We start from the raw sequence: 13,320 nt of genomic DNA on the forward strand, positions 1-13,320 counted from the left end.
CCAGTAACGGATTCATACTAGATGGCATCTCTGTTTTTGGCAGGTAGCTCGCCAGGGTAACTCTATTGGCGATTAGCTCTGTTTTCAATTAGCTACGGAAAAAAATTGGACCCAGTATGACGAGTTCCAGCTTTTTCGGTGGTTGTATATTTTATCCAGAGCCACCATCCTGAGAGAGTCCATTTTATTAGATTCCTAGATTGGCGCAGAGGCAGCATCACTTATCCGATTCTCACTTACCGGATTAATGTTGTATAGCTGCATGATCGCGTGACCATCTACCTCTAGCACCTAATAATCGCCGTTTAGAATCTGTCACTCGGATTGTACGTCGGAAATGGTGGCCGACTTTTGAACGGAGCGGTCGGGGTGTTAGGGGGTTGCCCCATCCCGCGCTGATCGATGTAGGAGTTTCCTACACTAGTATTTATATCTTTCAGATTGAAAAATCACAAAATAAGTGATTTTTTTGTAAAAATATTTATAACCTTTTACTGACAGGACCAAGACAGTACCAAAATATGTATAACATATTATGCTTTTCTATGCGCATCTAATTGTTTATAGGATCTTGCTATGCCCTAGGTGTTAGACGTCTCATGGAGTTACTAGAAACCCCCTAAGATCCGTTTAGAAAAAAATTTTGCCAAACGCTCAGTTATACCACAAATACTGTTTCTTCTAAACAGGATTCTGGAGGGTTGTAAATTGTTCTGTGTCGGCTAGTTTGCAATTTTTGGAAGCTTTGAGATTGCTTCAAATTTTTGCTTAGCTGAAGCGCCCTGACTGTATATGTCAAACGTAACCGTGCCAGTTTCATGGCCTACTACTTCCGCAATCAACGTTCCAGTAACGTCAGCTCTGACGAGCTGAGTGATGACGGTCTTACGGATGCTGTGGAATACATGCTGTGGCCCAAAACTCTGCGCAGTCTTCAATCTACCGAAAGCCTTTCCCAAGGCATCTGAACGTATCTGGTATTTGTTACGGCCTTTGGTGGGTACCAGATAGCCGTCTGTCGAATCATCTATAAGTCCTACCACGACGCCTTTAAGAGCTGGTTGAATCGGGACTACGCGAATGCCTGCTTTGGTTTTGCTCTCAACGATATCGAAGCTCTGGACGCCTTCTACGGTGATTACGTTCTCAATGTGCAAACGGCAGAGTTCTTCAATTCTTGCACCGGTATAGGTACCCAGCAGGATTAGATCCGCCAAAGCTGTATGCCCGTCGTTCAAAGCGGCTGCATGTAGCTTCGGCAGTTCTGCCAGTGTGAAGTCTTTGTGTTGTCCATCATTCCGAGCATTGCCCCGGGTTTGAGATAAATCATGATTATCAAATGGACTGGCTTTGTCCCGATAATGCTCACGCCAGTGACTGTCGTGTTTCATAGCCCATTTCCAGAAAACACTGCCAGCCAGCCGATACTGGTTAAGTGTTTTGGTGCTCAAACCCAATGAGTCAAGCCATGCCGAAAAAGAGTCGAAGTCCAAGGGACGCTGATGCTTGGCCAAAAAGTCGGACAGGCTGGTCAACCGCATTTACTGTATGGCGATGTTCTTGGCGTCAGCACCACGGCTCTGTCGGTACGTCCGAAATGCCGCCAACGCTTTTTTTGTGATCACTGACTTAGGTTTGATGCTTGCAGGATCGGCTAGAAATGCAGTCATCTCTGCCTGGTGATCTTCCGTCATCGTGTACAGCGTTTTATGCAGCGTTGGCAGACTCGTCTTGAGCGCATGGGCGAACAGATCTTGAGATTTTAGCGCACCTGCCAGGCCATCATTTTTCTCCATCGCCCTAGATTTCTCTACGAGCAAGATCATACTTTTCAGAAACTCAGGGTTATCAACCATTAACTGCATTGCTTTGATTGCTTTAGACGGCGGAAAAGGTGGTACATCCTCACCAATCAATGCGCGGCGTTTGTTCGTTCTGAAGGTGTCGACCTTCTCAATTGCGGATACGAACTGTTCTTGCCAGTCTTCAGGTGGCATGTTGCCTTTGCGTGCGGCTTGAATTCGCTGTTTCCACTCGGAAAGAATAGGTAAACGGCGATCCATGGCTTCAGAGCGAAGACCTGTCTTCAGTGACTGAGATAGGATTTTCTTGCCGCCACCGCATTCTGCACGTCCTTGGGGATGGCAAGGCGAACGTGATACACGCCGCCTTGCAGTTCTAGATTGTTTGCCACGATGTTCTCTTGGGTGATGGTTTGTACGTAGTATTTATACGTAATAAATGGATTTCAGCCAAGAAAGTCAGTGTTTTATGGGTGTTGCTGGCAGAAAGTTTAGGGTCCCTATCTCTCCGCCATTATTTGGAAAGCCCTGTAATTCAATGAGTTACGGGGCTTTTTGCTTTTCAGTTGTACTACTCAATACAGCCGATTTGTTGTTGGCTTCACCAAAGTACGCACGATTGAGCAGTATTCCGCATGCACCTAGCGAATTCTGAAGTTCCACCGTCCCTTCCAGCGCCTCTCGAACCCAGCAGGCGGGATAGTCTTTTCCTTTGTGGCTGAACCCTTTGATCTTTCCACCCCTGTTTTCATCTACGAACGAAATTTTTGCTTGCTGAACGATCAGTCGATGATGCTTCACCTCATTCATGAAGGCGTGGACGTACCTAAACCAATCTGATGACAAGACTTCATCAAGCCGAGTCTTGAGGTCTCCATCGGGAAGTTTGTCTTTGACGCTGTGGACGTAGAAATGGTTTGTGAGCGGGGTGGGCAGTAAGAGTCCATTCAGCAATTGCCCAAAGCTGTCGAACGAATTGCGAGTTATGGCGATGCAGGCGATCAAGTTGGCTTCGCTGATCAGCTTGGCCTTCTCAATGATATGTTGTTCGTCCTCACATCCAAAAATTTGCTCTGCAAATTTCAATCCGTGTGGATCGTTTTCAGGATTGAAAGCGGCGAAAGCGTCGCGGGCAAGACATTTGTGATAGTCAAAGATTTCGCATGATCGACCAAGCGAATTGATAATCTGAATAAGCCCTTCGCTCGCCTCAGGGTGACGAACCCTAACTTGCGCCCTCAGCGCTTGCAGATTCCATGCTTCACCCATGCCCACTCTCCAAGAAATCGTAGAACCCAGCCTACACTGAGTTGCTGCTATGCAAAAGGATAAAAAGCTTTTATTACGGCAATGGACCGTTGCACATGGCGAATCCAACAACGGGAGTTTCTGTCCTTTAGATGTTTCAGGTAGCATCCGGGATATTCATATAAGCTCCATATAGTGTGGTCGTGATAAGGTTATTATGTCCTATCGCAAGAATCGGTTACAGGGGATTGATAGATTAATGGAGGAAAAATAAACTTCGACTTTGCAGTCCACACCAATAGGCTACTGGTAGCCCTCAAGGGTTTGGATGGTAACTCCGCTAGGTTAAATTTTCCGTGGTATCAAAGATTATTCGCTGATGACGGCAAAGTGAGTGGCAGTTTTATAGGCGATTTCTTGTAATCTGCACCTGATTGGCGTAATTGCCAGGCAGTTTTTTTCTGCAGATCAACTTCGTTTGGGTTAGACCTAGATACAGATTGAAAGACCGTATTGCTAGGTTAAAATTGGCCCTGCCGACATTACACTTCTCCAACTCGTTATTAAATCCTAGTGTGCTCACCCAGTCTCCTCTAAATCTGGCGATCAGAGTGGCAGACACAGGGTAGTGATTTAGGGCTAAAGAGATAGAGTAAGCAGCCGATACAGCAGGAGCAGGACCTAAAAGCATATTAGTATACGAAACGCAGTGGCAAGGATGTGTGGAATGATTATTATTGTAATCGCTGCAATTATCACGGCCGTGATTGTATTTAAGCTACTCCTTCCGCTATTGGGGCAGATGGTCGGCGTTGTGTTTGGTGGCCTTATATTAGTTGGCGCTATAGCTTTGTGTGTTGCTTTCCCACCAATGATTATTTTTATAATCATTGCGGGATTTGTTATTGCAGATACAAAAAAATCCAAGGAGGAAAAATGAGCGTTACGACAGAGGCTGAGCTAGCAGATGCGGTAAGTCGAAATGAAGATACCATAATAATTGAAGGAGATCTTGCAAAAAAAACCGTTCGGATTAAGGCTACAGGAACGGTTGCATGGGTCGTTGCGATTGGGTCTATCGGCATAGTTTTTTATGGTGTTGTCGCTACGCTTGGCACAGGAGGCGCCGCCACACCCGCTGCTAGTGTCGCCCTAGCCACTGGATCTGCCGGTGCAATTAGTGTTCTTGGAGTGGCGGCGACAACTACCGCTATATCTATGGCGGTGTCTGTGAAAAGCCTGAGTGTGCTGAAGAGACTTAGAAATAATTATAAATTGACTGTTAACTCGGGAGATAAGATTACTCTTAAGCGCTGCTGATCTGTTTACTAGGTTTTTTAGTTTTTTAAGCTGTCTAGGCCAGTTCATGGGGCTTGCTGAGGGTTGTTTTGAGCCCTCAATGATCCCGCAAATGGCTCCTGGTAAATACTAGCGGCTCACAGCGGTTTAAATGAAAATGGAGAAACCTTGTGTCAAATGAGATTGAGGCCGAGGTTAAGTGTTTTAAAGGTTTCAGTCCAGCGGATTCGAAATCCATCGCACTTTCACCGGTACCTAGGGTTCCAATCCCTATCTCTCTCCGCCACTATTGCTAAATACGAAGCCCCCGGAAATGTACAATTTTCGGGAACTATTGTTTTGCCACCATTTCACGCAGTGGAATAAAGCATCAAGCCTCGGTTCGACGGCTGCGTCGATTTGATCGTCTCGGACTCCCCGACTTCGATCGTAACGCACCGGCCGTCAACCATCGTTCAGTACATTCCCAGCCACACGTCATCTTCCATCCAGTGGAACTTCCCTACCCAACTCCCTTCAATACCCATGAACCTGTCGCGCCGTATGTTCCCTTCGACGCCCGTACAGGTTTCTTTCGCACATTTCTGAAACCGGTTTCAGAGCCTAGTGCAGACCAGTCCATCTCATCCCGCAGGAGCCCGGAACGGATGACCAAAAACCCATTGAAGCGAGCCTCGATCACCGCCCTTGCGGCCGCGACGTTGGCTTTGGCAGTGAACGCAGCCCATGCCGAGACCATCGATCGCAGCCTGGTTCCCATTGGTTCGATCCAGGAGGTGGCTACGTTCAGCGGCCCAGGCCCGTCAGGTATCGTGGTGACCCCGGAAGGGCGCACGTTTGTTGGCTTTCCGCGTCATGCCGAGGATCACGCGGGCATGACGCTAGGCGAGTTGGTCAACGGCAAGCTGGTTCCCTATCCCGCCGCCGCCGTCAGCCTGCCGTCTGAACTATCCGACGCCAAGCGGCTTGTTTCCCTGCATGGCATGACCCTGGACAAGCGTGGGCGCCTCTGGTTGATCGACGATGGCAAACGCGCAGGCAAGCAGGGCATTCCGGCGGGTGCAGCGAAGGTGGTGGGTATCGACTTGAGCAGCAACAGCATCGTGACCTCCATCGAGCTCAAGGATGCCTTGCGGCAAGACAGCCACATGAATGACCTGCGCATCGATCTCACCCACGGCAGCCAAGGCATCGCTTATGTCGCCGATTCATCCTTCGGCGACGACCCGGCTTTGGTGGTGGTGGATCTGGCCACCGGCAAGCAGCGTCGTGTGCTCGCCGGTCACCCCTCCATCGTGGCGCAAAAAGATTTCGTCACCCAGCTCGACGGTGTGCCCATGCGCTACGACGGCAAGAACAGCGCATTTCCTCATGGTGGCGTCGATGGTCTGGCGCTGACGCCCGACAGCTCGCGTTTGTTTTACTCGCCGCTCACCAGTCGACACCTGTGGAGCCTGCCGACCGCGGCCCTTGCTGACTTCAATCTCAATGACCGACAACTGGCTGAGCAGATCAAGGATGAAGGAGAGAAGGTGATGGTCGACGGGATGGACATGGACGCTCAGGGCCGTCTGTACATGACCGATGCCGAGCATCATCAAGTGCTGCGTCGCTGGCCGGATGGCCGCCTCGATGTGGTGCTGCGCGACCCGCGACTGGTGTGGCCGGACGGCGTATTCGTGACCGCCGATTCGGTGTACGTGACGCTGGGGCAGTGGAGCCGGATGGGTAAGGGATTCGACACCCGGCAGCCGCCGTATTTGTTGGTCAGGGCGCCCATTGAGGCCACGCCGAAGTTCGACGCGGCACACTGACCGGATGGGGGGCACAGATGGTGCCCCCGATGACTTCAATCGCAGAAACCCTGGTAGAAAATCTGAAGATCCCTCTTCGCCTGCCAGCTCCTTGATCCATCCCGCTGCTATCCGTACCCCCAGCCTCATCCGCCACCAGTAAAAACCACGGCACACATATTGCTCTGCTAACAATAAATTTATAGATAGCTAGCAAAGCCGGGGCCCCCAAATCATGATCGCTACCTCCTCTCGTGCGGTGATCTGCACGCCTCACGCCCAGGCCAGTGCCGCTGGGATGCAGATCCTTGAAGCCGGTGGCACTGCCATTGATGCCATGTTGGCAGCCAGCGCCATGCTCGCCGTGGTCTTCCCGCACATGACCGGCCTGGGCGGGGATGCCCTGTGGATGATCCACGACACCCAGGTGCGCACCATCGTGGGGATCGGGCAGGCCGGACAGCGTTTGCCCGACGGCGGAGTCATCGGTTTGAGAGGGCCATCGTCGGTCGCCACCACGGCGGGTGCGCTGGCGAGCTGGCACACGGCGGCGACGATCAGCCGACATGAGTGGGGTTCGAATTTTGGTTGGGCCGACCTGTTGCAGGACGCCGCCAGCGTGGCGGAGGCGGGCACGCCGGTTTCACAGTCGCAGCTGTTTTGGCAGACATTGCGGCAGCCACTCATCGAGCAGTTGCCGGACCTGCACGGTGTCTGCAAAACCGATGGGCGTTGGCTACGCGCAGGCGATACGCTGCGCCAGCCGGCGCTGGCCAATACCTTGCGGCATCTGGCCAGGCACGGTGTCGAGGACTTCTATCAGGGCGAGTTGGCCCACGCCTTCGGTGCGGCGTTCGATCGGCTCGGTTGTGGCTTGACCCAGGCCGACCTGGCGGCTACGCGTGCACCGCTGGTGGCCCCGATCTCGGTACGTTACCGCCAGGGCCATCTCTATAACGTTGCACCGCCGTGCCAGGGGCTTTATACGTTGCAAGCCATGGCCGCGCTGCAGCATAAGCCACTCGCGCGGGTCGGCAACGGCGGCGCGCTTTACTACCACTACCTGGTCGAAGCCATCAAGCAAGGCCTGCTGCGCCGAAACGCGCAGTTGTGCGACCCCCTGAACACGCCTTGGGATTTTGCCGCCAGTCTCGATGAACGGCACATCCAAGGGTATGCCGATGCCATCGACGACCAGCGTGCAGCGCCGTGGAACGAGCCGGGACGTCCGGCCGATACGGTGTGGATGGCGGCGACCGATGCCCAGGGCCGCACGGCCTGCCTCATCCAGAGTTTGTTTCACGACTTCGGCTCTGGCTGTATTCTGGGTGACACCGGGGTGCTATGGCAGAACCGTGCTGCGGGTTTCAACGCCAACCCCGAGCACGTCAATGGCTGGGCTCCCGGCAAGCGTCCCGCGCACACGCTCAACCCGTCCTGTTACCTGGCGGACGATGGCCAGCGCTGGTTCTTCGGCACGCAGGGGGGCGATGGCCAACCGCAGACGCAGATGGTTCTGGCGACTCAGCTCATCGACTATCGGCAGCCCATCGATCAGGCGCTGGCGACTCCGCGCTTTCTGTTGGGCCGCAGTTTTTTCGACAGCACCGACAACCTCAAGCTCGAGGGCGATATGCCTGCCGCGACCATCGAAGGCCTGGCGGCGCTCGGCCATGAGGTGGAAATCATAGCTGCGCAGAGCCCGATGACGGGCCATGCCGGTATCATTGCCATTGATGCCCAGGGTCGGCGCAGCGCCATGCATGATCCGCGAGGTGAGGGTACGGCCCTTGGCCAGGTAGACTGAGGGCCGAACCGGGCATTTGCCGGATACGGGGCATCTCGTGTATAGGCATGAGGCCTTCCAGACAACAGAGGAAACGATGGGGTTGAGTACCGTCACTGCCAAACAGCTCGAGGTGCAGCGTATCGTCGATGCGTTGTTCAAGGCCATTGCCCAACATCGCCTGCCGCCCGGCACCCGGTTGGTCGAAGCCCACATCGTCGAAACCTTGCAGGCCAACCGCAATCATGTGCAGGTCGCGCTACAGCGCCTGGCGATGCAGAAAGTCGTGACCATCGAAGCCAATCGCGGCGCCATGGTTGCCCAGCCGACGGCGAAGGAAGCGCGGGACATCTTCAGCGCCCGTCGTGCCATCGAGCGGGCCATTGTCGAGGCCATTACCCCGGCCGTGATGCGCAAACAGCGGCAACGCATTGCCAGCCATATGAGTAACGAACGCAAAGCCACCAGCGATACCGATCGCCGCGCCATCGTTCGCGAGCTGAGCGAATTTCACCTGCTGCTCGGCGAGATCAGCGGCAATACCGTGCTCAGCGATATCCTGGGCAACCTGATGGTGCGCAGCTCGTTGATCGTGGCGCTGTACCAGCGTAACGACGTGCCGTCGTGCGCGTCGGATGAGCATCAGGAAATCATTACCGCGCTGGAGCAAGGCGATAATGCACGGGCCGTGGCGGTCATGCTCGAACACCTGGACGAACTGGAAGGGCAGCTGGCGCTGGAAGAGCGAGCGCTGGAGGAGTTCAACCTCAAGCAAGCGCTGCGTGGCTGATGCGCAGGCGTTGCCTGTTCGATCACGGCCTCAGCAACTTCCCCGCCGGTCTGCTGAAGGTTTGCCTGCCACCCTTGAAACCCATCACCGGGGCGCTTATCTCGGCGATCACCGCAGCGGGTGAGGGCGCGTCGAAGACGATGAAGTCGGCGCGGCAGCCTGGTAGCAGGCCGTAATTTTTCAGCCTGAGCAGGCGTGCCGACTCGCTGGAGACCCAAGCCAGGCATTGCAGCAGCTGCCCTACAGTACCCATCTGACAGACGTTGGCGAACAGATTGGCCTGACGCACCAGCGAGGCATCGCCATAGGGCGTAAACGGATTGCCGATATTGTTGGTAGACACCGAACACGTCACGCCACAGGCGTGCAGATAAGCCAGCGGCGCCAGCCCGCGGGGCTTGTTGTGGAACACCTCGCGACCCATCAGGAACAGGTCGGTGCTGGGCAGGCAGGTCACCTGTACGCCCGCTTCGGCCAGCTCGAGGGCGATTACCGTCAGTGATTCCCTGGGCAGGGCGGACAGCTTGGTCACATGGCCGATGGTCACGCGTCCGCCCCAGCCATGCAGCCGCGTACAGCGTGCGACTTCCATGACGGTCAGGCCTTCGGGGTTCAAATCGAAATCCAGATGCAGGTCAAGGTCGCAGTCGTAGCGTGTAGCCAATTCGAACAAGCGCTGGATCTGTCCCAGCGGGTCGCTGTCCATGTACGGACACCCGCCCAGGACTGTTGCGCCACTTTCCAGTGCCTCGCACAACAGCGCTTCGGTGCCCGGGTTGTTCAGCAGCCCTTCCTGCGGGAACACACACAGCTCCAGGCTGATCGCCCAGGCATAGTCAGCCTGCAAGCGGCGAATGGCATGGAAGCCGGTCAAGCCTATCTGCGGGTCCAACTCGACATGGGTGCGCATGTGTGTCGTGCCTTGCACGATGGCTTTGTCCAGCACCAGAGCACCGCGCCGATAGACATCGTCTTCGGTAAACCCCGCTTTCGCCGCTCGGGTCTGGGCCACTGCTTCGGCCAGCGTGCCTTCCTGCAGGTGGCAGCGCTGCATGATGCAGGCCTTGTCCAGGTGAATGTGGGTTTCGATCAGGCCGGGCATGATGAGCTGCCCCTGCAGATCGAGTGTGTCCCACTGGTATGTGTCGGCACTCCAGGCGTCGACGAAATAGCCGTTCTCTACCTGCAGCTGGGTCAGGTGGTTATCGTCGCCAAGCCGCGCATTGATGATCTGCAAAGCGTTCATGCGCTGACTCCTTCGCCCAGGTAGGCCGCGGCCAGATCTTTGTCGTCGCGCAATTGCGCGGCGCTGCCGGACTTCACAATGGTTCCGGTTTCCAACACATACGCGCGGTCAGCCACTTGCAGTGCGAGGTTGGCCATCTGGTCTACCAGCAGAATGGTCACACCCTCGTCGCGCAGCGCAGCCAGCGCGTCGTAAAGCTCGCCGATCATGGCAGGTGACAGGCCCAGCGACGGTTCATCGAGCAGAAGGATTTTCGGCTTTGCCATCAGGCCGCGACCCACCGCGACCATCTGTTGCTCGCCACCGGACAGCAGACCGGCCGGGTTGTCGATGCGATCGCGCAGACGAGGGAAGCGCTTGAGGATGGCCTCGATTTCAGCGTCGGTATCGAAGGCTTCGCGACGTGAGTAACCACCCAGCAACAGATTGTCGCGCACGCTCAGGTAAGGAAAGACCTGACGACCTTCGGGTACCAACGCCAGGCCCTGTGCGGCAATCAGGCTGGCACTGGTCTGTTCGATGTTTTCGTTGTCGAGCAGGATGCTGCCGCTGCTGGCGCGATGCAGGCCGGCCAGGCATTGCAGGATGCTGGATTTACCCGCGCCGTTCGCGCCGAGGATGGCCACCAGTTCGCCGGGATTCACCAGCAGATTGACCTTGTTGACCACGGCGGACGCGCCGTAATCAATGACCAGATCCTTGACGTACAAACGCGCGTCGCGGCTACCCGCCCAGGGTTGCGCGCGGGGGGTGGCTTGGTAGTCGGTGCCGCCCAGATACGCGGCGATCACTTGCGGGTTCTGGCGGATTTCCGAGGGTGGCCCCGACGCAATCGGCTTGCCCGCGTCGAGCACCAGTAAATGCTCGGACACCGACATCACCAGTGCCATGTCGTGCTCGACCAGAATCACCGTGAGGCCAAAATCCGCCAGCTTGCGCAGCAGTACCGCCAGGTCGTCGGTGTCGCGACGGCTGAGGCCTGCCGCCGGCTCGTCCAGCAATAGCACGGTCGGTGCAGTCGCCAGCGCCCGGGCTATTTCCACCAGGCGGCGGTCTACGTGGGGCAAATCCTCGGCGGCAATGTTCACTTCGCCGCGATAGCCCACCAGCGCCAGCAACTCCAGCGCCAGGCTGCGTTGCGTTTCCAGGGCACGGCTGAACGGCAGGCCCAGGCGCCCCTTCTGCATCGCCACGAGCAGGTTGTCGAGCACGGACAGTTCGCCGAACAACAAGGTGGTCTGGTACGTACGGGCAATGCCGGCCCGGGCCGTCTTCCAGGCAGGCAGCCCAGCCAGCGGTTGTTGCAATTCGATCTGGCCGCTGTCCGGTGCGTAAAACCCGCTGATCATGTTCAGAACCGTGGTTTTGCCCGCGCCGTTTGGGCCGATGATGCTGGTGATACTGCCGGCGGGTGCCTGCAGACTGACGTGTTGCGCAGCCTGTACGCCGCCGAAGCGGATGCCGATATCGGTAACCCGCAGCCCTGAGGACGGGCCGCGGCTGCGCAGATGAGCGGCGACGCGTGCGTGATCGATGCACGTCGGCGGCACCAGGCGAGCGGGTTTGATCACGCGCCGGGCGAGGGCACCGAGCAAGCCGTTGGGCGCGATCCACAGTACGATCAGCAGCAGTATGGAGAAGATCAGCAACCGGTATTCGGCGAAATCCGACAGCAGTTCCGGCACCAACACGATCAACACGGCACCGATCAGCGGCCCGAACAGCATACCGCTGCCGCCCACGATCACGGCCAGAACGAACAGGATGGATTGGGAGAAGGGGAAGGACTCCGGGTTGATGAACATCAGCAAGGGCGCAAGCAAACCACCTGCCAGCCCGGTCAAGGCCGCCGACAATGCGAATGCCAGGGTTTTACTTATCACCGGGTTGAAGCCCAGCGAGCGCGCGGCGATTTCCGAGGTTTTCACCGCCAGCATGGCCTTGCCCCAGCCGCTCTGGCTCAGGCGCCGATAGAACAATAGCGCGCCGATCATCAGCGCGGCGGCCAGCAGCGCGAGCAGGATCGCCGGATCGAGGCCGGCGAACTCCGGCAACGGGATACCCATCAGGCCATTTGAGCCTCCTGTTACATCCCGCCATTCGATCAAGCCGTGGTGCACCACGAACGAGAAGGCGATGGTGATCATCGCCAGATACGGGCCGCTGACCCGAAGCGCGGGGATCGCCAACAGCGCGCCGATCAGACCCGCCACGGCACCGGCCATCGGCAGGGCCAGCCACAACGACCATCCCGCCATGCTCAGCAGGGCCGATACATAAGCGCCAATCGCGTAGAACGCGATATGTCCGAAGGAAATTTGCCCGCTCAGGCCAATCAGGATGTTCAGGCCCACACCGACCACTGCCGCCAGCGCACAGAGGGTGAAAACCAACAGCGAGTAGCTGTCGAGGGTGAATGCCAGGACGCCAGACAGCACAGCGAGCAAGGCGATGAACGCCGGAGCGACCAGGGTTTTGAGGTTGTTCATACTTTCACCAATGCCCGGCTGCCAAACAGACCGTTGGGACGAATCGCCAGCGCCAGAATGACCAGCGCGAAGGTAAATATCTGGGTGAATGCCGAGCCGAAGTACAAGGTGATCAATGCTTCGGTCAGGCCGAACAGCAATCCGGCGGCAAAGACCCCGCCGGCGCTGCCGATGCCGCCCAGAATCGCTACCGCAAAGGCTTTCAGGCCGAACAACATGCCCATTTCCGCGTTGACGCTGAACAGCGGCGCAATCAGCAGGCCCGCCACCCCCGCGAAGACGGTCGACAACGCAAAGGCGATGGCCACCACACGATTGACGTTGATGCCCATCAACATCGCGGCGCGCGGATTCTGCACGCAGGCTTCGAGTACCTTGCCCAGCCGGGTGTAACGCCGCACCAGATGCAGCGCCAAGGCGACGGCAGCGCCTGCTAGCGGAATCAGCAATTGCAGGGCACTGATGTGGCTGCCGAACAGCTCGACATTCAGGTTCACCAAGGCGCTTTCGAACTGTCGAGGCTCCTTGCCGAAGGTAAACAGCGCAAGGTTGTCCACCAGGATTCCGCCCGCCACCGTTGCCATCAGCCAGGCCTGCGAGCCGCGGCTGTGGAAAGGTCGCACCAGGTAGCGCTCGATCGCCAGGCCATACAGCGCACAGAGGATCAGTGTCAGCGGCACGCCCGCCCACAGTGGCCAGCCCCAGTTGATGCAAAACGTGTAGCCGAGCACCGCACCGACCATCATGGCGCTGCCCTGGGCAAAGTTGACGGTGCGCGATACGACGTAGGTCAGGTGAAAACCCAACGCCAGCAACGCATACATGCTGCCCAGGCCAAGCCCGGTAACAATGGCGGCGGTGAACATC

Annotated in this window: 11 protein-coding genes; 5 read left to right on the forward strand and 6 right to left on the reverse strand. The window is 56.6% G+C overall.

Annotated elements, in window-relative coordinates; translation table 11 throughout:
* Window positions 1–722 precede the first annotated feature (722 nt).
* From IFT76_RS20805 to IFT76_RS07665, 3 genes are all read right to left on the reverse strand, one after another.
* Window positions 723–1,535: a tyrosine-type recombinase/integrase gene (locus tag IFT76_RS20805; protein ID WP_244647913.1), complete on the reverse strand. Its 813-nt coding sequence runs from the start codon at window positions 1,533–1,535 to the stop codon at window positions 723–725.
* Window positions 1,536–1,541: 6 nt separating this feature from the next.
* Entirely contained in the window at window positions 1,542–2,063 is a 522-nt protein-coding gene (locus IFT76_RS20810; protein WP_244647914.1) for a hypothetical protein, read from the reverse strand.
* A gap of 282 nt (window positions 2,064–2,345) precedes the next feature.
* Window positions 2,346–3,071: a hypothetical protein gene (locus tag IFT76_RS07665; RefSeq protein ID WP_192057822.1), complete on the reverse strand. Its 726-nt coding sequence runs from the start codon at window positions 3,069–3,071 to the stop codon at window positions 2,346–2,348.
* A gap of 706 nt (window positions 3,072–3,777) precedes the next feature.
* On the opposite strand from IFT76_RS07665, the gene IFT76_RS07670 reads away from it, so the two are divergent.
* From IFT76_RS07670 to IFT76_RS07690, 5 genes are all read left to right on the forward strand, one after another.
* On the forward strand, window positions 3,778–3,990 hold the full coding sequence (locus IFT76_RS07670) for a hypothetical protein (protein ID WP_192057823.1): 213 nt from the start codon (window positions 3,778–3,780) through the stop codon (window positions 3,988–3,990).
* Entirely contained in the window at window positions 3,987–4,370 is a 384-nt protein-coding gene (locus IFT76_RS07675) for a hypothetical protein (protein WP_192057824.1), read from the forward strand. Before IFT76_RS07670 ends, IFT76_RS07675 begins: the two co-directional genes overlap by 4 nt.
* 470 nt (window positions 4,371–4,840) lie before the next feature.
* A complete protein-coding gene (locus IFT76_RS07680) occupies window positions 4,841–6,163 on the forward strand; it encodes an SMP-30/gluconolactonase/LRE family protein (protein ID WP_342365572.1) in 1,323 nt (440 codons plus the stop codon).
* A gap of 214 nt (window positions 6,164–6,377) precedes the next feature.
* Window positions 6,378–7,949: a gamma-glutamyltransferase family protein gene (locus IFT76_RS07685; RefSeq protein ID WP_192057825.1), complete on the forward strand. Its 1,572-nt coding sequence runs from the start codon at window positions 6,378–6,380 to the stop codon at window positions 7,947–7,949.
* A gap of 76 nt (window positions 7,950–8,025) precedes the next feature.
* Complete coding sequence (locus tag IFT76_RS07690; protein WP_122476658.1) at window positions 8,026–8,718, forward strand: GntR family transcriptional regulator; 693 nt, start codon at window positions 8,026–8,028, stop codon at window positions 8,716–8,718.
* A 22-nt stretch (window positions 8,719–8,740) separates the two neighbouring features.
* Here IFT76_RS07690 and IFT76_RS07695 read toward each other — a convergent pair whose 3' ends face one another.
* Genes IFT76_RS07695 through IFT76_RS07705 form a run of 3 tightly spaced genes read right to left on the reverse strand, consistent with a single transcriptional unit; the run spans window position 8,741 to window position 13,319 of the window.
* Window positions 8,741–9,964 (reverse strand): amidohydrolase family protein, encoded by a 1,224-nt coding sequence (locus IFT76_RS07695; RefSeq protein WP_192057826.1) that lies wholly within the window; start codon window positions 9,962–9,964, stop codon window positions 8,741–8,743.
* Window positions 9,961–12,453: a branched-chain amino acid ABC transporter ATP-binding protein/permease gene (locus tag IFT76_RS07700; RefSeq protein WP_192057827.1), complete on the reverse strand. Its 2,493-nt coding sequence runs from the start codon at window positions 12,451–12,453 to the stop codon at window positions 9,961–9,963. The genes IFT76_RS07695 and IFT76_RS07700 overlap by 4 nt, the downstream gene beginning before the upstream one ends.
* A complete protein-coding gene (locus IFT76_RS07705) occupies window positions 12,450–13,319 on the reverse strand; it encodes a branched-chain amino acid ABC transporter permease (RefSeq protein ID WP_192057828.1) in 870 nt (289 codons plus the stop codon). The genes IFT76_RS07700 and IFT76_RS07705 overlap by 4 nt, the downstream gene beginning before the upstream one ends.
* Between the last annotated feature and the right edge of the window lies 1 nt (window position 13,320).

Source organism: Pseudomonas sp. CFBP 13727 (assembly GCF_014841915.1).
Lineage (GTDB): Bacteria > Pseudomonadota > Gammaproteobacteria > Pseudomonadales > Pseudomonadaceae > Aquipseudomonas > Aquipseudomonas baltica.